Annotated in this window: 20 protein-coding genes; 11 read left to right on the top strand and 9 right to left on the bottom strand. The window is 69.7% G+C overall.

All coding sequences use genetic code 11. The annotated features are described in order from the left end of the window. The 4 genes from ACLJRM_RS05875 to ACLJRM_RS05890 all read left to right on the top strand — a co-directional run bounded on the left by ACLJRM_RS05875 (position 1) and on the right by ACLJRM_RS05890 (position 3464). On the top strand, positions 1–693 hold the full coding sequence (locus ACLJRM_RS05875; RefSeq protein WP_101606960.1) for a response regulator transcription factor: 693 nt from the start codon (positions 1–3) through the stop codon (positions 691–693). Next, entirely contained in the window at positions 690–2099 is a 1410-nt protein-coding gene (locus ACLJRM_RS05880; protein WP_101606959.1) for a sensor histidine kinase, read from the top strand. The genes ACLJRM_RS05875 and ACLJRM_RS05880 overlap by 4 nt, the downstream gene beginning before the upstream one ends. Beyond that, positions 2099–2593 (top strand): GerMN domain-containing protein, encoded by a 495-nt coding sequence (locus ACLJRM_RS05885; RefSeq protein WP_101606958.1) that lies wholly within the window; start codon positions 2099–2101, stop codon positions 2591–2593. Before ACLJRM_RS05880 ends, ACLJRM_RS05885 begins: the two co-directional genes overlap by 1 nt. 196 nt (positions 2594–2789) lie before the next feature. Further along, positions 2790–3464 (top strand): hypothetical protein, encoded by a 675-nt coding sequence (locus ACLJRM_RS05890; protein ID WP_174720401.1) that lies wholly within the window; start codon positions 2790–2792, stop codon positions 3462–3464. Here the strand turns inward: ACLJRM_RS05890 and rnhA are convergent. The 3 genes from rnhA to ACLJRM_RS05905 form a co-directional block, all read right to left on the bottom strand. Continuing rightward, positions 3461–3949 (bottom strand): ribonuclease HI, encoded by a 489-nt coding sequence (gene rnhA / locus ACLJRM_RS05895; RefSeq protein ID WP_410662498.1) that lies wholly within the window; start codon positions 3947–3949, stop codon positions 3461–3463. The two genes, ACLJRM_RS05890 and rnhA, sit on opposite strands and share 4 nt — an antisense overlap. Positions 3950–3970: 21 nt before the next feature. Beyond that, a complete protein-coding gene (gene dinB / locus ACLJRM_RS05900; RefSeq protein WP_410662499.1) occupies positions 3971–5161 on the bottom strand; it encodes a DNA polymerase IV in 1191 nt (396 codons plus the stop codon). 135 nt (positions 5162–5296) lie between these two features. Next, positions 5297–6001 carry a TetR/AcrR family transcriptional regulator gene (locus ACLJRM_RS05905; RefSeq protein WP_410662500.1) on the bottom strand — a complete coding sequence of 235 codons (705 nt, stop codon included), beginning with the start codon at positions 5999–6001 and terminating at the stop codon, positions 5297–5299. A 92-nt stretch (positions 6002–6093) separates the two neighbouring features. Between ACLJRM_RS05905 and ACLJRM_RS05910 the strand changes: the two genes are divergently transcribed. Next, positions 6094–6978 (top strand): NAD(P)-dependent alcohol dehydrogenase, encoded by an 885-nt coding sequence (locus tag ACLJRM_RS05910; protein WP_410662501.1) that lies wholly within the window; start codon positions 6094–6096, stop codon positions 6976–6978. Between the two features lie 84 nt (positions 6979–7062). Here ACLJRM_RS05910 and ACLJRM_RS05915 read toward each other — a convergent pair whose 3' ends face one another. Further along, positions 7063–7479, bottom strand: a complete 417-nt coding sequence (locus ACLJRM_RS05915; protein WP_410662502.1) for a DUF6010 family protein — start codon at positions 7477–7479, stop codon at positions 7063–7065. A gap of 92 nt (positions 7480–7571) precedes the next feature. Between ACLJRM_RS05915 and ACLJRM_RS05920 the strand changes: the two genes are divergently transcribed. Then, positions 7572–8510 (top strand): GlxA family transcriptional regulator, encoded by a 939-nt coding sequence (locus ACLJRM_RS05920; RefSeq protein ID WP_410662503.1) that lies wholly within the window; start codon positions 7572–7574, stop codon positions 8508–8510. An 18-nt stretch (positions 8511–8528) separates the two neighbouring features. Here the strand turns inward: ACLJRM_RS05920 and ACLJRM_RS05925 are convergent, their stop codons facing one another. After that, complete coding sequence (locus ACLJRM_RS05925; RefSeq protein ID WP_410662504.1) at positions 8529–8819, bottom strand: hypothetical protein; 291 nt, start codon at positions 8817–8819, stop codon at positions 8529–8531. A gap of 127 nt (positions 8820–8946) precedes the next feature. Here ACLJRM_RS05925 and ACLJRM_RS05930 point away from each other — a divergent pair, with 127 nt between their 5' ends. The 4 genes from ACLJRM_RS05930 to ACLJRM_RS05945 all read left to right on the top strand — a co-directional run bounded on the left by ACLJRM_RS05930 (position 8947) and on the right by ACLJRM_RS05945 (position 14567). After that, entirely contained in the window at positions 8947–10191 is a 1245-nt protein-coding gene (locus ACLJRM_RS05930; RefSeq protein WP_410662505.1) for an MFS transporter, read from the top strand. A gap of 241 nt (positions 10192–10432) precedes the next feature. Further along, positions 10433–11731: a sensor domain-containing diguanylate cyclase gene (locus tag ACLJRM_RS05935; protein ID WP_369862443.1), complete on the top strand. Its 1299-nt coding sequence runs from the start codon at positions 10433–10435 to the stop codon at positions 11729–11731. Between the two features lie 24 nt (positions 11732–11755). Beyond that, positions 11756–13198 (top strand): glycosyltransferase family 39 protein, encoded by a 1443-nt coding sequence (locus tag ACLJRM_RS05940; RefSeq protein ID WP_410662506.1) that lies wholly within the window; start codon positions 11756–11758, stop codon positions 13196–13198. Between the two features lie 196 nt (positions 13199–13394). Then, complete coding sequence (locus ACLJRM_RS05945; protein WP_410662841.1) at positions 13395–14567, top strand: DUF222 domain-containing protein; 1173 nt, start codon at positions 13395–13397, stop codon at positions 14565–14567. 191 nt (positions 14568–14758) lie between these two features. On the opposite strand, the gene ACLJRM_RS05950 is transcribed toward ACLJRM_RS05945, so the two are convergent. Next, the gene (locus ACLJRM_RS05950; RefSeq protein WP_410662507.1) at positions 14759–14920 is read right to left on the bottom strand and encodes a hypothetical protein; all 162 of its coding nucleotides are present in this window, start codon (positions 14918–14920) and stop codon (positions 14759–14761) included. Positions 14921–15273: 353 nt separating this feature from the next. Here ACLJRM_RS05950 and ACLJRM_RS05955 point away from each other — a divergent pair, with 353 nt between their 5' ends. Beyond that, complete coding sequence (locus ACLJRM_RS05955) at positions 15274–20760, top strand: carboxyl transferase domain-containing protein (RefSeq protein ID WP_410662508.1); 5487 nt, start codon at positions 15274–15276, stop codon at positions 20758–20760. 81 nt (positions 20761–20841) lie between these two features. Here the strand turns inward: ACLJRM_RS05955 and ACLJRM_RS05960 are convergent, their stop codons facing one another. The 3 genes from ACLJRM_RS05960 to ACLJRM_RS05970 form a co-directional block, all read right to left on the bottom strand. Then, positions 20842–21387, bottom strand: a complete 546-nt coding sequence (locus ACLJRM_RS05960; protein WP_101606947.1) for a bifunctional nuclease family protein — start codon at positions 21385–21387, stop codon at positions 20842–20844. 186 nt (positions 21388–21573) lie between these two features. Continuing rightward, positions 21574–22716 carry a glycosyltransferase gene (locus ACLJRM_RS05965; RefSeq protein WP_410662509.1) on the bottom strand — a complete coding sequence of 381 codons (1143 nt, stop codon included), beginning with the start codon at positions 22714–22716 and terminating at the stop codon, positions 21574–21576. Continuing rightward, positions 22717–23514 carry an alpha/beta fold hydrolase gene (locus ACLJRM_RS05970; RefSeq protein ID WP_410662510.1) on the bottom strand — a complete coding sequence of 266 codons (798 nt, stop codon included), beginning with the start codon at positions 23512–23514 and terminating at the stop codon, positions 22717–22719.

The following is a 23514-nucleotide window of genomic DNA, read 5'->3' on the forward strand; positions in this document are numbered from 1 at the left end:
GTGGCAAGTGTCCTTTTGATCGAAGACGACGCGTCCGTCCGGGAGGGTCTGGAACTCGCGCTGCGCCGTCAGGCGCACACCGTCCACACCGCCGAGAGCGGTGAGCTCGGGCTGGAGAAACTGCGGGTCTACCAGCCCGACATCGTCGTGCTGGACCTGATGCTGCCCGGGATCGACGGCTTCGAGACCTGCCGCCGGATCCGCTCGGCCGGCGAGGTGCCGATCATCATGCTCACCGCCCGCAGCGACGACTTCGACATCGTCGCCGGGCTGGAGGCGGGCGCCGACGACTACGTGACCAAGCCGATCGAACCCCGGGTGCTCGACGCCCGGATCCGGGCGGTGCTGCGGCGCGCGGTGAGCGAGAAGCCCTCGAGCGAGGAGGACCCTGCCGAAGAACGGCACGGCCGCCTGGTCATCGACAGGGCCGGGCTGGTGGTCACGAAGAACGGCGAGCCGGTCTCGCTCACCCCGACCGAGTTGAAACTGCTGCTGGAACTGTCGCGCACGCCGGGGCAGGTCTACAGCCGCCAGCAGATCCTCTCCGCCGTCTGGGATCACGACTACCTCGGCGACTCCAGGCTGGTCGACGCCTGTGTCCAGCGGTTGCGTGCGAAGATCGAAGACGTGCCCGCGAAACCCGACCACGTCCAGACCGTCCGGGGCTTCGGGTACCGGTTCGGCCGTTCATGAGGCTGCTCTCCGGGCTCCGGCCCCGGCTCATCCTGGCCTTCGCGGCGATGACGATCATCGGGGCGGCGGCCGCGGCGGGCGCCAGTTACGTTTCGGCCCGCAACGCGATCCTCGAAGCGGTCCAGGACGCGGCGATGAACCAGCTGAAGGACCGGGTCAGCGCCTACGGCCGCCCGCTGTCCACTCCACCGACCCAGGAACAGCTCAACGACTTCGCGGGCAGCCTGCGGTTGACCGCCGTCGCGGTCTACCGCGACACGCGGTCGGTCAACGGCCCGGACCTGACCATCTTCTCGCCCGAACTGCGGCGGACCGTCGCCGCCGACACCCGGATCCAGTTCCAGCGGCTGGACCGCAACGCCAATCCCCAGCTCCTGGTCGGCATGCCCGTGCTGGCGCGGCAACCGAACGGGGCGATGGGAGCCAGCGGCGTCGAGGTGTACTCGCTCACCTCGCTCGTCCAGCAGCAGCAAGCCATCGAGGAACTCGCGAAAAAAGCCTGGCAGATGGCCGCGCTCGCGTTGCCGCTGGCCGCCGCGCTGGCCCTGCTCGCGGCGAGGCAGGTGCTACGGCCGGTCCGGGCGCTCAACACCGCCGCCGCCCAGCTCGGCGAGGGCAGGCTCGACGTCCGGCTGCCCGCCAAGGGGTCCGACGAACTGGCCGAACTGGTCACGACCTTCAACAACACGGCCGCCGAGCTGGAACGCACGGTCGGCGAGCTGCGGGCCATGGAAGCCGACGCGCGCCGGTTCGTGGCCGACGTCTCGCACGAACTCCGCACCCCGCTCGCGGCGATGAACGCGGTCACCGACGTGCTGGACGAGGATGCCGAAACGCTGCCGCCGGACACGGCCGTCGCGGCACGGCTGGTCTCGGGCGAAACTCGCAGGCTGACCCGGCTCGTCCAGGACCTGGTCGAGATCTCCCGGTTCGACGCGGGCCGCGCCGAACTCGTGCTCGACGAATGGGATCTCGCGACGGCGATCCGCGACAGCCTCGACGCCCGGGGCTGGCGGGACGGCGAAGACCTGGTCACCGACCTGCCAGAGGGCGTCACCGCACGGGTCGACCGGCGGCGGCTCGACCTGATCGTCGCCAACCTCGTCGGCAACGCGTTCCGGCACGGCTCCGCCCCGGTCGAGATCCACCTGCGCGCCGACGACCACGGCGTCACCGTGGAGGTCGACGACCACGGTCCGGGCATCGACCCCGAGATCCTGCCGCATGTGTTCGACCGGTTCACCAAGGCGGACAGCTCCCGCGCCCGGTCCGAAGGCAGCGGGCTGGGCCTGGCGATCGCACTGGAGAACGCCCGGCTGCACGGCGGTGACATCACGGCGGCCAACAGCGGGACCGGCGCCCGGTTCGTCCTGCGCCTGCCGAACCGAGCCGAAGGGACTGCCTGATGAGGAAGACCCTGATGGCCGTCCTCTCCGCGACGGCGCTGGTGGCGGCCTGCGGCGTCCAGCCCACCGGTGTCGTCCCGGCCGGACCGGGGCCGTCGATCCGCGCCACCGAGGGGACCTCCGTCATGGGCGGGGTGACGCTGTACTTCGTCTCCGACGGCCGGGTCATCCCGGTGACACGGCCCGCCGAAGGGTTCCTCTCCCCCGAGGGCGCGATCACGTTGCTGATGAAGGGACCGACGGAACGGGAAGCCGCGCAGGGGCTCACCACGTTCGTTCCCCCCGAGGTGGGGCGGGTCGAGGTGTACTCGGGCGAACCGGGGACCATGGTGCTGCCGTACACCACGCGAAAACTGTCGAGCCAAGCCCTCAACCAGCTGGTTTGCACCGCGACGGCGGCCTCGGCGTCGACGGGGCGGGCTCCGGCCGCTCCGGGGATGAACGTGACCTCGCCGGCCGGGGAAATGTACTACCAAGCCTGCAAAGCCGGCTGAACCGATCACTCACAGTGCTCATATAAAAGCACTTCTTGTGTCTGTACGGACGTGAGCCCTGTTCGGTTCAACGATCAAGGTAACTGTGGGCGAGCACACTCGGGCGTGACATTGCCGTGTCCTTTTCGTAATGTTGCCCGGAGCTCGCGGCCCCCGACGTGAGCTCCCGTCCCCGAATTGGTGAGTGATCAGAGAAATGGCCGGCAGACATCGCAAGACCAAAGCCCCGAAGTGGAAGCTCCCCGCGGGTATCGCGGCAGCGGTCGCCACGGCGCTCCCGGCGTCGATGTGGCTGACCACCGCGGGTTCCCCCGACGTCGAAGCGGCCAGTGCCGCGCTCGCGCTGCAGGCTCCCCCGGTCTCCAGCGTGACTCCCCCGCCGTCGACCAGCAGCACCCCGCCCCCCAGCTCGACGACCACCCCGCCCCCGTCGACCACCGCCGCTCCCCCGAAGCCGACGACGTCGACCAAGGCCCCCGCACCGGTGAAGAAGACCGTGCCCGCCGCGACGGCTTCGTGTTCGACCAGCCTCGCCGGCACCAAGCCGCACGTCGCCCAGGTCGGCAACCACATCAAGGCGAAGTTCGGCGTCAAGAACGTCGGCGGCGTCGCCGGGCGTGCGAACGCCAGCGACCACCCCTCCGGCCTCGCGCTGGACTTCATGGTGGACACCGCCACCGGTAACGCCATCGCCGACTACATCCTGGCGAACCAGAAGGACTTCGGCGTCAGCTACGTCATCTGGCGCCAGCGCTACAACGACGGCAGCGGCTGGGACACCATGGAGGACCGCGGCGGCGCGACCGCCAACCACATGGACCACGTCCACGTGTCGTTCTCCAAGAGCGCCAAGGTCAGCGTCAGCTGCTAACGACGCCGAGCGGACCGTTCGCCGGGCTGGACCACGGGTCGCCCCATGACCTCTTCCACGCCTTTGACGGCGAGCCGGTCCGCTCGCTCGTTCTCCGGATGCCCGGCGTGGCCCTTGACCCAATGCCATTCGACGTCGTGCTGTGAAGCGGCCTCGTCGAGGCGGCGCCACAGGTCGGCGTTCTTGACCGGCGTCTTGGCCGAGGTCATCCAGCCGTTGTTCTTCCAGTTCCGCACCCAGCTGGTGATGCCGTTCCGGACGTACGTGCTGTCGGTGTAGAGGTTCACCGTGACCCGGCGCTTGAGGCTTTCGAGCGCCTCGATGGGCGCCATCAGCTCCATCCGGTTGTTCGTGGTCGGCCCGGCGTCCCCGCCGTAGATCTCCTTCTCGACGTCGCCGTACCGCAGCACCGCTCCCCAGCCTCCGGGGCCGGGATTCCCGCTGCACGCGCCATCGGTGTAGATCTCGACTGATGCTTCCGCCACCGGGACACCCTAGCGACGGGTTCAGTCCGGCAGCAGTGGCACCCACGGCTCCTCGGCCTGTCCGAGGTGCACCGCCCGGGTGATGGACTTCGAACCGAAGCGGTCCCGGACGGTGTCGAGCGTCGAATCGAGCGCGTCCCTCGGCTTCGCCCCGAACGGCAACGCCAGCTGGATCGCGTCGTCCTTCGACAGGTTCGTGAGCGCGAGGCCGATCAGCGTGAGCCCGCGTTCGTCGATCAGTGGTCTCGCCGCCGCGAGCAGGTGTCGTGCCGCCGCGACGATCGCGCCGGTCTGTTCGGTCGCCTCCAGCAGGGTGTGCGAACGCGTCGCCTTGGTGAAATCGGCGAACCGCATCCGCAGCACGACGGTCCGGCACACCCGGTGCGCCGCGCGCAGCCGCCGGGCGAGGCGATCGGCCAGGGTCAGCAGCATCGCGTCGAGCTCGGCGGGTGAGCGCGGCCTGCTGCCGAGCGCGCGCTGCGCCCCGATCGACCGGCGACGACGGCCCGTCTGCACTCGCCGCGGGTCGTCGTTGTGGGACAGGGCGTGCAGGTGGGTGCCGACGCCCCGGCCGAGCATCCGGACGAGTTCCTTCTCCCCGAACCCTTCCATCTGCCCGACCGTGGTCACGCCGCGCTCGCGGAGCTTCTGGGCGGTCACCTTGCCCACGCCCCACAGCCGCTCGACCGGCAGCGGGTGCAGGAACTCCAGTTCCCCGTCGTGCGGCACGACGAGCAGGCCGTCGGGTTTCGCGACGCCGCTGGCCACCTTCGCGAGGAACTTCGTCCTGGCCACGCCGACGGTGATCGGGAGGCCGACCTGCTCCAGGACGTCCTTCCGCAGCTTCGCGGCGATCCGGCTCGGCGTGCCCGCGATCTTCAGCAGCCCGCCGACGTCGAGGAATGCCTCGTCGATCGAGATGCCTTCCACCAGCGGTGTCGTGTTGTCGAAGACCTCGAAGACCGCCTTGCTCGCCTCCGAGTACGCGCGCATCCGGGGCGGGACCACGATCGCGTCCGGGCACAGCCGCCGCGCCTGGCCACCGCCCATCGCCGTCCGGACGCCATACGCCTTGGCCTCGTAACTGGCCGCCAGGACGACACCGCCGCCGACGATGACCGGCCGCCCGCGCAGGCGAGGGTCGTCACGCTGCTCGACCGACGCGTAGAACGCGTCCAGGTCGGCGTGCAGGATGGGACCCTCGGTCGTCATAGAACATATGTTCGCATCGATCGGCCCAAGGACCAAGCTCCCGGCGAGCGCCCGCCGGTGTGACGACAGGCGATAGTTGGCATCTCCCGGCGTTTGTTGGCATGCCGTTGGTCATGTGTGACCGACCAAGTGTGATCAAGCGCTGCAGTTGGCCGGTTGAGTTCGAAGGTTGACCGGCGAAGCGCTCAGCGGGAGTGCCGCGTCCAGTGGGATGGTGGCGGGTCGAGGAAGCGGGGTGGCGCTGTCGGCCCGGAACGCCTGCAGCAGGTAGGCCACGAGCCGGCGGGAGGCGTCCATGGTCGCTTCGGGTGTGCCGGCTCGGATCCCGCCGTTGGCTAGCAGGATGAGTGCGAGGTCGGCCGGGTCGAAGTCGCGGCGCAGTGCGCCAGTCGCCTGTGCGCGATCCACCAGTTCCGCGAACCCCCGTTCGGCCTTCTCGCGTAGCGCCCTGAACTCCGCTACGTGCGGGAAGGCCGTGACGAATGCCCTGGAGAACCCTCGGTCTCGGGCCTGCATCGCGCACACCTGCGCGATCACCTTGCAGAACGCGCGCCACGGATCAGGGTCGGCGAGGGCGGTGTCAAGCAAGCCGACACACTCGCCCATCTGCTCGGCGAAGGCCTCTGCGACCAGGTCCTCCTTCGTCGGGAACCGGCGGTAGAGGGTCGCGACGCCGAGCCCGGCGCGGCGCGCGATCTCGCTCATCGGGACCCCTAGTCCTTCCGCCGCGAACACCTCTCGTGCCGTATCGAGGATCTTGGTCCGGTTGGCGGCCGCGTCCGTGCGCAAGCGAGGCGATGTCGTCGACACCGCTCTCACTTTAAGCGAAGTGGATGACATCGTCCGGTTCTGGCGCTAGAAGTTGGAGCATGCTTTCCACTTCGATGCGGCTTGCGACCTACGACCGGTACGGGCCTCCTGAGGTCCTGTCCGTGACCACAGGGCCCGTTCCGCAGCCCCGCCCCGGCGAGGTCCTGGTCCAGGTACGGGCGGTGTCGGTCAATGGTGGCGAACTCGCGATCCGTGCCGGGCGACTACGCCCGTTCAGCGGTAAGCGGTTCCCTAAACGCATGGGTATCGATCTGGTCGGCGAGGTCGTCGCGCCGGAGAACAGCAGGTTCGCGGCGGGTGACCTGGTCTGGGGTGGGCTGCCCCGGCGGCTGGGATCAGCCGCGGAGTACGTCGCCGTGCCGGCCGAGCGACTTGACCACGTCCCCGCCGGGCTCGACGCGGTGCAGGCTGCCGCGCTGCCCGTCGGAACCACGGCGATCACTGCGCTGCGCGACATGGCCGCGCTCGCGCCCGGCGAGCGGCTGCTCGTTAGAGGAGCAACCGGCGGCGTCGGCTACATCGCCGTACAACTCGGGAAAGCGATGGGCGCGCACGTCACCGGGTTGGCCAGCGCGAACAACCTGGACCTGGTGACCGAACTCGGCGCGCACGAGGCGATCGACTACCGCGCGCCCGGAGACCTGGGTTCCTTCGACGTCATCTTCGACACCGTCGGCACCGGCCTGCCCACCTTCCGCCGGCTGCTCACCCGGCACGGGCGGATGGTGGCGATCGCGTTCGACCTCGACCGCCCGGTCCGCTCACTGGGCTATATCGCGGCCCACGCGATGCGCCGCGGACGGTGGGTTCGGGGCTTCAGTGGCAACCCGACCGCCTCGCTAATGGCCGAACTGGGCCGGTGGGTCGATGCCGGGGCGATCCGCCCGCAGGTCGACCGGGTGTTCCCACTGGCCGACATCGCTGCCGCACATCGTGCACTGGAGCACGGAGGCGTGCAGGGCAAGATCGTCGTGCAAATCGCCTGAACCTGCAGGAATAAGCACACACGACGATCCCGATGAGCTAGCGCTCCAGGCGGCAGCCGCGCAGAGCCACCGACGAACGACGACTCACTCCACGCCAGATCCACCCAGCTGCACGCGTGCGACCACACCGGCCCAGGCTCGACCACCACCGCCGGCGAAACACCAGACGGCGATCACCGGATCGCAGATCGCGCAGCCGAACGAGGAGTCGCCCAGGAACGGGATGATCGGGGCGCCCTTGAGATGGTGCACGACGTCCCAAGCGGTGTGCAGCAGCCAGGCGACGCCGATGAACGTCCAGGACTCGAGGCCGCGGTACGCCACGTAGGCCATCACCGCGGTGAAGACCAGCTCCCAGATCCCGAGCCCGCCGCCGCTCAGATACGCGGCTCCGGCGCCCGCCACCATGATCGCGTTGAAGCGGCGGCGATGCGGTTCGTGGATCAGCGACATCAGCACGACGTAGGTGAGGCCGACCAGAATCGGCGCGATGATCATCATGGTCCGACGCTAGAACCGCGCCACGTCCGCTCCCAGTGGCGTGAACGACGCCTTCCGACGGGATCTCGCCACGCGCGCGCTAGCGTGCGGTCATGCACACCGTCGCCGTGCTCGCGCTGGACCAGGTGATCCCGTTCGATCTGTCGACGCCCATCGAGGTGTTCACCAGGACACGGCTGGCGGACGGGAGCGCGGGTTACCGGCTGCTCGTCTGCGCCGAACATCCGGAAGTCGACGCCGGGCACTTCACCTTGCGCGCGCCGTGGGGGCTCGAAGCGCTGCGTGAGGCCGACACGATCATCGTGCCCGGTACCGCCGAACCGGCCCGGCCGTTGCCGGAAGCCGTCCACGACGCGCTCACCTCGGCCGCCGCGAAAGGCACGCGGATCGCCTCGATCTGCTCCGGCACCTTCGTCCTCGCCGCCGCGGGGCTGCTCGACGGCCTCCGTGCCACCACCCACTGGGTCGCGGCGGGCCTGCTCGCCGAGACCTACCCGGACGTCGAGGTCGACCCGGACGTGCTCTACGTCGACAACGGGCAGATCTTGACGTCGGCGGGTGCCGCCGCGGGGCTGGATCTGTGCCTGCACCTGATCCGCCGCGACCACGGCTCGGCGATCGCGGCCGACGCCGCCCGACTTTCGGTGATGGCGCTGGAACGCGAGGGCGGCCAGGCGCAGTTCATCGCGTTGCGGCATCCCCCGGCTCCTCGCGGCTCGGCGCTGGAACCCACTTTGCTGTGGATGCAGGAAAACCTGGCGCGCGACCTCAGCCTGACCGACATCGCCGCGCACGCCGGGACGAGCACGCGCACCCTGATCCGGCATTTCCGCGAACAGACCGGGACGACACCGTTGCAGTGGTTGCACCGGGCGCGTGTCCGGCAGGCGCAGCACCTGCTGGAGACCACCCAGGACGCCGTCGAGCGGATCGGTGCCGAAGTCGGTTTCGGTTCGCCCACGTCGTTCCGCGACCGGTTCAAACGCACGACCGGCGTCAGCCCGGTCACCTACCGGCGGGCTTTCCGTTGATACGGCGAGGTGTCCGGGTCAGGCGGCGAGCGGCAACGTGAGGTCCGAGGCCCGGACCCTGGCCTGTTCGGCGAACCGCCTCCGGGCGGCGACGACTCTGAGCCATCGTTCGGAGCGCTCCGCGTCCAGATCGGAGGTGGCGCGGGCGAGCACCTCGGCGGCGTGCGCGGCGGAATCGATCTCCGTGGCGGCGCCGAGGTAGTCACCGGCCTCGATCAGCTTGTAGGCGTGGCGCATCTCGGTCTGCGCGGTCGAGTAGATGGCATAGGCGGCCAGGTTGTTCGCCAGCGGCCCCAGTGAATGCGACATCGGATTCTCCGTTCCTTCTCTTACTGACACGTCGAACGGGTACCCCGCGGTTCGACACGGCCACGGATATTTTTCGAACTTCTTCGGGGGTTGCGCAAAGTGGCCGCTTCACGACAGCCTGAAGCGCATGCCAGCCCGGGCGGCGTCGTTCCGCAGCGTGTTCGCGGTCGCCGGGTTCCGCCGGATCTGGCTCGCGCATCTGCTCTCGGTCGCCGGCGACCAGCTGGCCAGGGTCGCCCTCACGGTGCTGGTGTTCGACCGGACGTCGTCGGCGGGCTGGGCTTCGGCGGCGTACGCGCTGACGTTCGTGCCCGATCTCCTCGGCGGAGCGCTCGGTGGCATCGCGGACCGGTTCTCGCGGCGCACCGTGATGGTGGTGACCGACGTCGGCCGCGCCGTCCTGATCGCGCTGATGGCCGTCCCCGGCCTGCCGCTGCCCGCCGCGGCCGCGCTCTTGTTCCTCGTGCAGCTCATGGCGGGCCCGTTCCACGCGGCACGCCAGGCGATGCTGCCGGATCTGCTCGACCCGGACCGGCTGGTCGTCGGCCAGGCCGTCATCTCGTCGACGTACCAGGCCGGACTGGTGGTGGGCTTCGGCGCGGGCGCCGCCGTCGTCACCGGCCTCGGCGTACCCGGTGCGCTGCTGATCGACGCGGGGACTTTCGCCCTGTCGGCGCTCATGCTCCGCTTCGGCATCGAGCGATATCCGCCCTCGGCGCCAAGCCACCACCGGCGTCCGTCGCTGATCGCGGGCTGCCGTCTGGTCGCCCGGGACCGCAAACTGCGGTGGCTGCTGCTCATCGCCTGCTGCTGCGGTTTCTACGTCGTACCCGAAGGCCTCGCCGTCCCGGTCGCCGCCGAACTGGGCGGCACGGGCGCGCTGCCCTGGCTGCTGGCCGCGAACCCGGTCGGCTCGGTGCTCGGCGGGATCCTGCTGAGCCGGATCCCGCGGGAACGGCAGGTCCGGGTGCTGGGCGTGCTCGCGGTGGCGAGCAGCCTGGTGCTGATCCCCACCGCCTGGGCGCCGGGCCTGGTCACGATCGTCGTGCTGTGGACGATCTCGGGCGTGTTCTCCGCGCACGACATGATCACCCAGACGCAGTACAGCCTCGCCGCGCCGCCGGACCGGCGAGGCCAGGTGATCGGGGTCGCGATCGCGACGTTGCGGGCGGCACAGGCGGCCGGTATCGCAGCCGCCGGGCTGATGGCGCAGGTCTTCGCGCCGACCACCGTGATCACCGTCGCGGCGGTCGCGGGCGTGGTGGTCGCCTGCGTCGCCGGGGCGGGCTGGTCACGGGCGGTGTCGTCCCGCCAGGGGGATCCGGTGGATCCGGTCGGCGGGACGACACCCGTGGGTGAGCACGGTTCCTGATCACGTCCAGTTGTTGTCACGCCGAGTGGTCCAGTTGTTGTCCCGCATGCCGTTCACCTCCTTCGAAATTGCGATCTATCCGGCAAAACGTTCACCAGTTGTTGTCCTGCATCGGTGCACCTCCTTGGTTTTGGTTGGGCTGTCCGGGGGAATTCCCGGCCGCGCTTCTTATCGTCCGGGCAACGACGGTCGTCGCCGTCCCGGTTCGATTACGGTGTAGATCACCGACGGAAGAGGGTGCGTGAACGGACGACTAGGCGGCGCGCGACGGCGGCTCAAGGCCTGGCACCTGTGGAGCCTGCCGCGACCTGTGCGTTCCTACGTCCTGGTCGTGAATCTCATCGCAGTCCTCTCGACCGCCGCCACGGCCCGGTTGATCCCGGTCACCGGCACCGACCTGGTCCGGTTCGGCGTGCTGACGCTGTGCGCGGCCATCGCGATCGAGGGCACCCGGCAGATCGAACGCCAACGGGAGTACGACAGGGCTCCGTCGGTCGCCTACGTCGACACCAAGGCGGTCTGGAGCGTCGCCGCCGTCATCGCGCTGCCGCCGGTGCTCGCCGCCGCGATGGTCGTGGTGACCTACACCATCGCATGGCTGCGGATCTGGCCACACCAACGGCCGGTTCTCCCCCATCGGTGGATCTTTTCCGCCGCGACGGTGCTCTGCGGCACGCAGGCCGCCGTCGTCGTCCTCAGCCTCGGCATGCGCCACTACCCCGGCTCGCCCGACTCCGGACTGCTCGCCGGGCTGGGCGACCTCGCCGTCATCATCGTGGCCGCGGCCCTGCGCTGGGCGATCAACACCGTGCTGGTGATGATCGCGATCGCGCTGTCTTCGCCGCCGAAGTCGATCGGTGAACTGTTCTCCGGCTTCGGCGACCAGATCCTCGAAGCGGGCGCTCTCGGCCTCGGCCTGGTGACGGCCGTCGTCCTCGTCCAGGCCAACCCGCTGGTATTGGTCGGGGTCGTCATCGCGCTGGTCGCGCTGCACCGCGGGCTGCTGCTGACGCAGTACCGGCGCGACGCGCACACCGACGCCACCACCGGGCTCGTCACGAAACGCCGCTGGCGTCAGCTGGCCGAAGAGCTCCTCGGCCGGACACGCGCCGGGCGCAAACTCGGCGTGCTGTTCCTCGACCTCGACAACTTCAAGACGATCAACGACACCTACGGACACCCCAACGGCGACCTCGTCCTGCGCGCCGTCGGTGACGCGCTGCGCGCCGAGATCCGCGAACAGGACGTCTGCGGGCGGTGGGGCGGCGAGGAGTTCGCGATCGTCATCCCGGACGTCCACAGCGAGGAGAACCTGCGCCAGGTGGCCGAACGGATCCGGCACCAGGTGGCGGTGGTCTCTGTCGCGCTGCCCGATCGCGACACGGTGTTGACCGATCTGACCGTGTCGATCGGCGGGGCGCTGTACCCGGCGGCCAACATCAGCAGCGTCGACGACCTCCTCGTGGCCACCGATACCGCGCTCTACCGCGCGAAGCAAGGTGGCCGCAACAGGGTCGAACTGGCTCAGCCGACGCAGTAAGGTTCCCTCCTCTGGGGAGGCACCATGAAGCGATTCGCTTGGGTTCCGGTCGGTCTGGTCGTCGCTGCGCAGGCGGTGGTGCTGACCCTGTTTTCAGGAAGATACGGCTTCCACCGGGACGAGTTGTACTTCCTCGCCGCCGGAAAGCGGCTTGCCTGGGGCTACACCGATCAACCACCGCTGACGCCCTTGCTCGCGCGGATCTCCACCGAAATCTTCGGCGAGACCCCTGCCGGCCTGCGCGTGGCAGCGACCTTGTGCGCGGCCGCGACGGTGATCACCCTGGCCCTGGTCGCCCGGGAATTCGGCGGCGGACGCGGACCCCAGGTACTCACCGCCGCGATCACGGCGCTGGCGGCGTTCGTCGTGGTCGACGGGCACATGCTGTCGACGACCACCGTCGACATGCTGGTCTGGAGCGCACTGGGCCTGGTCTTCCTGCGCCTGTTCCGCATCGGCGACGGACGGTGGTGGCTCGCGATCGGCGCCGTCGCCGGGATCGGGATGGAGAGCAAGTGGCTCGTCCTGCTGATGATCGCCTCGATCGGCCTCGCGGTACTCGCCGTCGGCCCGCGGACGGTGCTCGGCAGTGGTTGGCTCCCCGTCGGGATCCTCCTCGCGCTTGCGCTGGCCGCACCCGGGTTCGTCTGGCAAATGGCCCACGATCTCCCGATGCTGAGCGTGGCTCACGGGATCAGCGTGGACGACGGCGCGGAGAACCGGATCCTGTTCGTGCCGATGCAACTGCTCTACCTTTCCCCCGTCGTCGTGCCGGTCTGGATCGCCGGCGCCCTCCGGCTCTGGCGTGATCCCGAGCTGCGCTGGGCACGTTCCTTCGCCGTGGCCTATCCGGTGTTGTGCGTACTTTTGTTGCTACTGGGCGGAAAACCGTACTACTCGGCGCCGTTCCTGCTGCTCCTCGCGGCAGCGGGCGCGGAACCGTGCCTACGCTGGCTCGACCGGACCTGGCGCCGCGTAGTGGCCATCCTCTTCGCTGTCGAAGGCGCGGCCGTGTCACTCCTGGTCGGGCTACCGCTGCTGCCGGTCTCGGCGCTGGGGCCGATTCTGGCGGTGAACAAAGAACAAGGCGAGCAGGCGGGCTGGCCCGAACTGGCCACGACGGTCAGCCGGGTCTGGTCGGAAATCCCCGCGGAGCGACGTTCGATCTCGGTGATCTTCACGCGGAATTACGGGCAGGCAGGCGCTTTGCAGTACTACGGCCTCCCCTCGGTGTACTCGGGACATATGTCCTATGCGGACTGGGGGCCGCCGCCGAACAGCTCCTTCGGCCCGGTCGTCGTGGTGGGTCAGTATCGTCCGGAGTGGTTCGCCGGATGTCGTGAGAGGGCGGTTCACGACAACGGTCTCGGGGTGGACAACGAGGAGCAGGGAGTGAAGATTTCCTTGTGTACCGGGCCTTCTCGGCAGTGGTCTTCGTTGTGGCCCGAGCTGCGGCGCTTCTACTGAGCGGGGCCGGGTTCTTATTGAGGGGCAAGGCGGCCGTGGTCCTGTCGGGTGACATGTCCGCGCCACGTTTGGGCTTTCCCTCAACAAGTGTTGCCGAATTCCGGCGACGGCGTTCTTGAGTGCCAAAAGTGTCGGTGGCCGGTTGTAGGTTCTTGACGTGGATACCACTGAAGCCTTTTCGGCTCTGTTAAAGGAAATGCCTGATCCTCGCGCTTTGGGTGCCGAGGAATGTGTCGTTTTGGCGCAGGCGGTGTCGGCGGATATCGCGCGGTTGGAGGCGGTGCGGTTCCGGGCGCTGGCGCAGTTGTCGCGGCATCGCGAAGGTGCGCGGAGTGTGGCGCAGGAGGTCGCGTTCGCGTTGTCTCTTGTGGACAGTCACGCGGGTACGATGGTCTCGGCGGCCGAGGCGTTGACCACCCGCCTGCCCCGCACGCTGGGGTTGATGGAGCAGGGGAGGGTGAGTGGTTTCGGGGCGATGAAGGTCGCCGCTGCCACCGCGTGGCTGTCGGACGAGAACGCTCTGGCCGCTGACGCCCTGTTGGAGGATCGTTTGGAGGAAAGGAATTCCGAGCAGATCCGCAAGGCGGCGAGTCATGCGGCGTTGACGGTGGATCGTGAGGGCGCTGCTCGGCGGGTCGAGCACCATCGTGAAGGCCGCCGGTTGGCGGTGCGGCAGGGTGAGACGGGGGTGGCGTCGATCGAGGTCGAGGACGGCCCGGTCGAAAAAGTCACCGCCGCATATGTCCGGATCGACCGTGAAGCACGAGCGTTGAAGACCGGCGACGAGACCCGCACGCTCGACCAGTTACGGGCCGACGTCGCACTCGATCTCCTGCTCGGTGGTCAGGGTGGCAAGGGCGAACGCGCCGAGGTGTTCCTCTATATGGATTTGTTCACCTATCTCGGGGTGAACGAGGATCCGGCGGAGCTGGCCGGACACGGTCATATCCCGGCGTCGTTGGCCCGCCGGATCGCGACGGGGTCGGAGACGGTGTTGCGGCGGATCATCACCGACCCGCTGTCCGGGCAGGTCCTGGATCTGGGCCGGGGTCGGTATCGGCCGTCGGCGGGCCAAGGCGAGTTTGTTCGGGTGCGGGATCGTGAGTGCCGAAGACCGGGCTGTCACCGGCCGGCGCAGGCCTGCGATCTCGACCATGCTGTGCCGTGGGAGTTCGGCGGCCACACCGATGCGGCTGATCTGATCGATCTGTGCCGTCGTGATCATCGGTTGAAGGATGAGCCTGGGTGGGTCTATCGGCTCGCGGCTGACGGCACCCTGACCATCACCACGCCTACTGGGCAGTCCTACGACAGCACACCGCCACCGCTGCACGAACCCCGCCCGGCTGAGGAACCACCGCCGTTCTGAGCCGTCGCCGCAAAACGGCCACGGCTCCTGCAGGAGCAGACCTCACGACCACTGCCGTCGCCATGTCACGGCAACACCGCACCTCCAGCGGAGAGTGGCCACCGTTGCCGAAAATCGGCCACCGCAGCACGGCAATCCCGCACCTCGAGCCCGGAGAGCCACCCCCGTCCTGAGCGATTGCCGTAAAACGGCTACGGCCCCGACACGAGATCGATCGCGATCAGCGAACCTACGACCGCCTGCCGCCAGCCGTTGCCGGAAAACGGCCACGGCCCGATCGCGGCCACAGGCACCCACACCGAACCCCCGACGACAGCGACCGTGGATCGCCACCCGTCGCCGAATGACGGCAACGCCCCCTCCGCGCGAGACCCCGAAGCCCACTCCCACCCAGCGAACGCTCACAGCCGGGGTCCACCCCGCCAACCCCGATGAAACCGGCGTGAACACCTGGTGACACCCGCCCGACCCGGCTACCCGCTCCAGCCCCCGATTGTCCACTTCATGACGTCATTCGCCCCCTCGACTAGGTGTTCCAGGACACTTTTTGGCGGGTTCCTACAAGCCCCGGCCCTCGGCATGCGTCACCGACGACATTCTCGTACCGGCCGGTAAGAGGCAGGCTGTAGGCAGATAGAGGGGACTGTCCCGCGCGTGATCCGGCGGGATGTCACCTGATGTGCTGTGTACTTGGGAGGCTCAGTCGGTGTTCAGTCGTGTCGCCATCGTCAACCGCGGAGAAGCCGCGATGCGGCTCATCCACGCCGTCCGCGAGCTTTCGGCGGAGACCGGACAGCGGATCGAGACCGTCGCTCTCTACACGGATTCCGACCGGTCGGCGACGTTCGTGCGGGAAGCCGACCTCAGTCACAACCTGGGTCCCGCGTCGGCGCGTCCGTATCTGGACTTCGCCGTGCTGGAGCGGGCGCTGACCGAGACCGGGGCCGACGCGGCCTGGGTCGGTTGGGGCTTCGTGGCCGAGGATCCGGCCTTCGCCGAGCTGTGTGAGCGGCTGGGCATCACCTTCATCGGCCCGAGCGCGGACGCGATGCGCCAGCTCGGCGACAAGATCGGCGCGAAGCTGATCGCCGAAGAGGTCGGCGTGCCCGTGGCGCCGTGGAGCCGAGGCGCCGTCGCGGACCTCGACGCGGCCATCAAGGCGGCCGAGGAGATCGGCTATCCGCTGATGCTCAAGGCGACCGCCGGCGGCGGCGGGCGCGGTATCCGCGTCATCACCTCCGCCGACGAGCTCGAGGACGCCTACGAGCGCACCAGCATGGAGGCCGAGCGGGCCTTCGGCAGCGGCGTCGTGTTCCTGGAGCGCCTGGTCACCGGCGCCCGGCACGTCGAGGTCCAGGTCATCGCCGACGGCCAGGGCACCGCGTGGGCGCTCGGCGTCCGCGACTGTTCGGTGCAGCGCCGCAACCAGAAGATCATCGAGGAGTCCGCTTCCCCGGTGCTGAGCCCCGAGCAGGCCGACGAGCTCAAGCGGTCCGCCGAGCGGCTCGCGCTCGCTGTCGACTACCGCGGCGCCGGCACGGTCGAGTTCCTCTATCACCCCGGCGACAAGCTGTTCGCCTTCCTCGAGGTCAACACCCGCCTGCAGGTCGAGCACCCGATCACCGAGCTGACCACCGGCATGGACCTGGTCAAGGCCCAGCTGCACGTCGCTTCCGGCGGCAAGCTCGAAGGCCCCCAGCCCGCCGAGTTCGGGCACGCCGTCGAGGCGCGGCTCAACGCCGAAGACCCGGATCGCGACTTCGCACCGTCGCCCGGCCGCATCGCGCGCCTGGACCTGCCCGCCGGACCCGGCATCCGCGTCGACACCGGGGTCAGCGAAGGCGACACGATCCCGGCCGACTTCGACTCGATGATCGCGAAGATCATCGCCTACGGCCGCGACCGCGACGAGGCTCTCGGCCGCCTGCGCCGCGCGATGGCGCAGACCACGGTCATCATCGAGGGCGGCGCGACCAACAAGAGTTTCGTCCTCGACCTGCTCGACCAGCCCGAAGTGATCGACGGCAGCGCCGACACCGGCTGGATCGACCGGGTCCGCGGCGAGGGCAAGCTGGTCACCCACCGGCACTCGGCGATCGCGCTCGCGGCCGCCGCGATCGAGGCCTACGAGGACGAGGAAGCCGTTGAGCGCCAACGGCTTCTCTCCACCGCGCACGGTGGCCGCCCGCAGGTGCAGCACGAGAGCGGCCGTCCGCTCGACCTGAAGCTGCGCGGCGCCGCGTACCGCGTGAGCGTGGCCAGGATCGGTCACCGCCGGTTCCGCGTCGGCGTCTCCGCGGGCGGCGACATCCACCCCGCCGACGTCGAGGTCGACCGGTTCGACGAGCACACCGGCCAGATCACCGTCAACGGCACCCGCTTCCGCCTGGTCACCGGCACGCACGGGCCGATCCACCTGGTCGAGGTCGACGGCGTCACCCACCGCATCAGCCGTGACGAGGGCGGCGTCGTCCGCTCCCCCGCGCCCGCGCTCGTCGTCGCGACGCCGCTCGAGGTCGGCGCGGAGGTCGAGGCCGGCGCACCCGTGCTGGTGCTGGAAAGCATGAAGATGGAGACGGTGCTTCGCGCGCCGTTCCGCGCGAAGCTGCGCGAGTGCGTCGTCTCGGTCGGCAGCCAGGTCGAGACCGGCGCCCCCCTGCTGCGGCTCGAACCGCTGGCGGAGGAGGGCGAAGAGGTCGCCGAGGACGCCGGCAGCGTCGAGATCGAGCTGCCCGTGGAACCGGACGGCGCTTCGACGGCGCAGCGGATCACGCGGGGACAGCAGGACCTGCGCAGCCTCCTGCTCGGCTTCGACGTCGACCCGCACGACGACCGCCGCACGCTCAGCGCGTACCTGGCCGCCCGTGCCGAACTCGAGGCCAACGGCGACCGCCCGCTCGAGGGCGAGGTCGAACTGCTGACCGTGTTCGCCGACCTGTCCGAGCTGATCCGCAACAAGCCGGCGCGCGAGGAGGCCAAGACGGACACCCGGGTGCACAGCGCCCGCGAGTTCTTCCACACCTACCTGCAGAGCCTCGACGTCGAACGCGCCGGGCTGTCGGAGTCGTTCCAGAACAAGCTCAAGAAGGTGCTGGCGCACTACGGCATCAAGGACCTGGAGCGGACGCCGGAACTGGAGGAGGCGGTCTTCCGCATCTTCCTCGCCCAGCAGCGGACCGCTTCGGACGTCACGGTCGTCACCGCGCTGCTGCGGCAGTGGCTCACCGAGGCGCAGCCGTTCGAGGCGATGCGCGAACCGGCGGGCAAGGCGCTGGAGCAGCTGATCGCCGCGACCCAGCTCCGCTTCCCGGTGGTCAGCGACCTCGCGCGCAGCGTGGTGTTCCGCTGGTTCGCCCAGCCGCTGCTCCGCCGCACCCGCGCCGAGGTGTACAGCGAGGTCCGCAAGCATCTGCGTCACCTCGACCAGCACCCGGATTCGCCGGACCGCGCCGAGCGGATCGCGAGCATGCTGGCCAGCGCGCAACCGCTGGTGCGCCTGCTCGGGCAGCGGATCGGGCGTCCCGGCACCGACCACACCCCGCTGCTCGAGGTGCTGAGCCGCCGCTACTACGGCAACCGCGCGCTCACCGGTGTCCAGCAGGTCACCGTTGGCGGCTGCACCTTCGTCACCGGTGACTACACCGACGAGGACGAGCGGTTCCACATGGCCACCACCGCCGTCGACCGCGCCGGGCTGCCCGGGGCGATCAAGGCGGTCGCCGATCTCGCCGCCGGGCTGCCCGCCGACACCGACGTCGAGGCGGATCTCTACCTGACCTGGGACGACGAGTCGGCCGACGACGACGCGATGGCCGCGGGGCTGCGCGAGATCCTCACGGCCGAGTCGCTGCCGAGCCGGATCCGGCGCATCACCACCACGGTCGCCGGGCACAGCGGCGCGGTGATGCACCACCACTTCACCTTCCGCCCGTCCTCGACCGGCTTCAGCGAGGAAAGGCTGATCCGCGGCCTCCACCCGCTGATCGCCCAGCGGATGCAGCTGCAGCGGCTGGCGAACTTCGACCTGACGCGGCTGCCGTCCGGCGACGAGGACGTGTACCTGTTCAAGTGCGTCGCGCCGATGAACCCGTCGGACCAGCGGTTGGTCGCGCTCGCCCAGGTCCGTGACCTGACCCCGTTGCGGGACAACGACGGCAAGCTGCTGGCCCTGCCCGCGGTCGAAGGCACCCTCGCGGGCTGCCTCGACGCGATCCGCGAAGTGCAGGCGAAACTTCCGCCGAAGAAGCGCTTCGACACCAACCGGATCATGCTGTACGTGTGGCCGACCAGTGAACTCACCGGCGAGGAGCTGGACACGGTCGCGCAGCGCGTGCAGCCGTCGACGGCGGGCGCGGGCCTCGAAGAGGTCCAGTTCCTCGGCAGGCAGCGCGATCGCGCGACCGGCGAGGTCGGCGAGATCGCCGTGCGGATCGGTTACGACGTCAGCGGCGGCGTGCAGATGTCGCTGTCCGAGCCCACGACCGAGCCGATCCTCCCGCTCGACGACTACCGCCAGAACGTCCTGCGGGCCCGCCGCCGCGACACGGTGTACCCGTACGAGCTGACCAAGATGCTCGGTTCGTTCACCGAGTACGACATGGACGACAGCAAGACGCTGGTTCCGGTCGACCGGAAGAAGGGCCGCAACACGGCGGCGATCGTCGCCGGTGTGGTCACCACGCCGACCGAACGTCACCCGGAGGGCGTCAAGCGCGTCGTGCTGCTGGGCGACCCGACGAAGGCGCTCGGCGCGCTCTCGGAGCCGGAGTGCTCGCGGGTGATCGCGGCGCTGGACCTCGCCGAGCGGCTGAAGGTTCCGCTGGAGTGGTACGCGCTCTCGGCGGGCGCCCGGATCTCGATGGAGTCCGGCACCGAGAACATGGACTGGGTCGCGGCCGCGCTCAAGCGGATCGTGCACTTCACCCAGGACGGCGGCGAGATCAACATCGTCGTGGCCGGGATCAACGTCGGCGCCCAGCCGTACTGGAACGCCGAAGCGACGATGCTCATGCACACCAAGGGAATCCTGGTGATGACGCCGGATTCCGCGATGGTGCTGACCGGCAAGCAGTCGCTCGACTTCTCCGGTGGCGTCTCGGCCGAGGACAACTTCGGCATCGGCGGCTACGACCGCGTCATGGGCCCGAACGGCCAGGCGCAGTACTGGGCGCCGAACCTCGCCGCGGCCCGCGACGTGCTGATGTCGCACTACGACCACACTTACGTGGCGCCGGACGAGACCGGCCCGCGCAAGGCGGTCACGAACGACCCGATCGAGCGGGACATCTCGCCGTTCCCGCACGCGGCCGTCGACAGCGACTTCACCACGGTCGGCCAGATCTTCTCGCGGGAGGCCAACCCGGACCGCAAGAAGCCGTTCGACATCCGCACCGTGATGCGCGCGCTGTCGGACCAGGACCACCCGGTGCTGGAGCGCTGGCCGGGCATGGCCGACGCGGAGACCGCGGCCGTGCAGGACGTGCACCTCGGCGGGCGGCCGGTGTGCCTGCTCGGGATCGAGTCGCGTTCGGTGCCGCGCCGCGGCTTCCCGCCCACCGACGGCCCGGACACCTACACCGCGGGCACGCTGTTCCCGCGTTCGTCGAAGAAGGCGGCCCGGGCGATCAACGCGGCCAGCGGCAACCGGCCGCTGGTGGTGCTGGCGAACCTGTCCGGCTTCGACGGTTCGCCGGAGTCGATGCGGAAACTGCAGCTGGAGTACGGCGCGGAGATCGGCAGGGCGATCGTCAACTTCGAAGGCCCGATCGTGTTCACCGTGATCTCGCGGTACCACGGCGGCGCGTTCGTGGTCTTCTCGAAGGCGCTGAACCCGAACATGACCGTGCTGGCGCTGGAAGGCTCGTTCGCCTCCGTGCTCGGCGGCGCGCCCGCCGCGGCGGTCGTGTTCGCCGGTGAGGTCAACGCGCGGACCGCGGCGGATCAGCGGGTGCGGTCGCTGTCGGAGAAGCTCAGCGGCGCGACCGGTGCCGAACGCGCCGCGCTGGCCGCGGAACTCGCCGAGGTCCGGTCGTCGGTGCGAGCCGAGAAGCTGGGCGCGGTCGCGGCCGAGTTCGACGGCGTGCACAGCATCGAGCGCGCGGTGAAGGTCGGTTCGGTGGACGCGATCATCAGCGCGGCCGAGATGCGGCCGCGCATCATCGAGGCGATCGAGCAGGGCCTGGCGAAGCAGTAACTTCCCGCTCCCCCCAGTGCTATGAAAGGCCCGTTACTTGCAAATTTTGCAAGTAACGGGCCTTTCATAGCGTCCCTGGCCCTAAGAATCAGCGGGAGGATCGGGCGGCGGCTCCCCGAAGTCCTCCGGCGCGATCCTGTCCAAAGCCGCCCGGAACTCCTCCACCTCACGTTCCTGCTCGACCGGATCCGAGGGCACCGACGGCAGTTCCGCGTCGGGCCCGGACCCCACGATCTCGACCCGCACCGAAGCGACCTCCAGCACCGAGTCCGCCACCTTGATCCCCACCCCGGCGCGCAGGCCGATCGCGACCGCGTCGCTCGGCCGGGCCGAGACGCGGATGCCGGAATCGAGCACCAGGTCGGCGAAGAAGATGCCGTCCCGCAGCGCGGTGACCTCGACCCCGGTGACCCGGTGCCCGAAGGACTCGACCACCTGGCCGATCAGTTCGATCGTGCCGGGACGGGGCAGCCGGATCTTCTCCTGCGCGAGCGCCACCGCGCTCGCCTCGGGGCCGCCGATCGTGATCGCCAGCCAGCGGCGTTCGCCCTCCCGCTCCCGCAGCAGCATCACCGGTGCCGCTTCCGGAGCCAGCACTGCCATCCCTTCGACGTCCATCGGGATCATGCGCGGTACCTCATTCCCTCGGTCGCGGAGTTCGAACACCGGCCGGGGTCGCGTACGGCAGCGCCAAGCCCTTGGCGGCGCGGGGCGATGTCTTCACTGTGGTCACGACGACTCCCAGCACGAGGACACACCTTCGGAAAGCTGGTACCCCTCCAGGAGAGTCCCTACACGCCCGCTTTTCAAGAGCTAGAGGAGTAGAGCCTCCAGGTGGTCGGCGGCCGTCGCGGCGCCGCCCGCCTCCCGGAACGAGGCACCCACCTTCTCGGCGGCCGAACGGTACGCCGGATCGTCCAGCACCCTGGTCACGGCGGTCGCGATCCGGTCGGGTTTCGCGCGGCCGAACCGCACCCGGACGCCCGCGCCCGCGTCGACGACCTGCCCGGCGACGATCGGCTGGTCGTCCCGGATCGGCGCGACCACCAACGGCACGCCATGCCACAGGCTTTCGCAGACGGTGTTGTGCCCGCCGTGGCAGACGACGGCGTCCACGCGCGCCAGCAGCGCCATCTGGGGCACCCGCGGCACCACGAGCACCGTGTCCCCCGTACGCCCCACGGCACCACCGGGATCGGCGATGACGGTCCGGATCCCGCCGACCCGGGAAAGTCCCCGGGCGGCCGCGGCGAGGAAGTCCCCGGCCGCGTCGGCGTTAGCGGTCCCGAGGGTGACGAACACCGTCGGCACCGACGGGTCGAGCCGGTCCCACGGGAAGTCGCCGATGGCCGCGCGACCGCCGATCGACGGCCCGACCAGCCGGACCCGCTTCGGCAGCGTGGCCGGGCCCAGCAGTTCCCGGGTGGTGAAGGCGAGTACGCCGTGCGGGGACATCCTGGGGTCGGCGGGGCCGCCGTCGATCCGCGTGCGCAGGCCATCGAGGAGGTCGTCGAGCCAGGCAGCCACCTTCGGCATCCCGGCCAGGGGGTCGACGAGCTCCGCGGACGTCGTCGCGGAGGTGACCCACGGCAGGCCGAGCCCGTCGGCGACGAGACCGCCCGCGATGGCCTGCTGGTCGGCGATCACCACCTGTGGGCGGAACCGGCCGATCGCGGCACGGACACCGGGCGCCATCGCCTCGGCCAGCGGGATCAGGAACTCCTCCCACAGGAACCGGAACGCCGCCGGCCCTTTGAGGCTCGCGTCGCGTTCGGGCAGGCCACGCGGGACGGCGCAGGGGAACACCTCGGCACCGGCGCCCGCGAGCGATCGGATGACCTCCGGCTGCCCGGCCCAGGCGACCTGGTGCCCGCGCGCGGTCAGCGCCGCCGCGACCCCCACCGCCGGGTTGACGTGCCCGGTCAGCGGCGGTGTGACGAAGAGGAATCTGCCCACCTACTCGGCCCTCACCGTTTCGCGCGTGTGCTCCCGGAGCCAGCCCAGGATCAGCTCCGACGTCTCCTCGGTGCGCTCGACGAGTACCGAATGTCCCTGGTCCGGCAGCACGACCGTGAGACAGGTGCCGAGGTTCGCCTCCAGGTCGGGGACCTGCGCCGCGAGCCCGGACAGGTCGCCGAACAGCGCGAACACCGGGCAGCGCACCGCCGCGAGGTCGTCTTCGATGGTCCGGCTCAGCGGGATGTCTTCGGCCAGCGTGGTGGCCGCCAGGATCTTGTACGCCGCTTTGGACAGCCGGGCGGTGTGCGCGCCGTGGTTCTCCGCGATCCAGCCGATCACCTCGTCGTGCGCGAGCCGGTTCTTGGCGTCGGCCAGCCCTTCGGTCATATGCCCGAGCCAGGCCCGCACCGGTGGTTCCGCCTCGATGGCGATGACGCTCGCGACGCGTTCGGGATGTGAAGCCGCGAGCCCGAAGGCAACGGAGCCGCCGAACGAGTTCCCGGCCACGTGCACCGGTCGGTCGATCCCGAGCGCGGTGAGCAGGCCGTCGAGGTCGCCGACGAAGTCCTCCAGCCGGTAGCCGGTGGCGGGCCGTGTGGTGCGCCCGTGCCCGCGAAGGTCGTACATGACGACGTCGATCCCCTGCTCGGCGAAGGTATGCCCGAGGGTGAAGTAGTAACTCGCCAGGCTGTCGGTGAGGAGGCCGTGGACGAACACCACGACCGGCGCTTCGCCGTCCGAGGGCCCGAGGCGCTGGACATGGACGTCGAGGTCTCCGACCTTGACCTTCGCCAC

The organism is Amycolatopsis sp. lyj-84, from assembly GCF_046549075.1.
Classification (GTDB): Bacteria; Actinomycetota; Actinomycetes; order Mycobacteriales; family Pseudonocardiaceae; genus Amycolatopsis.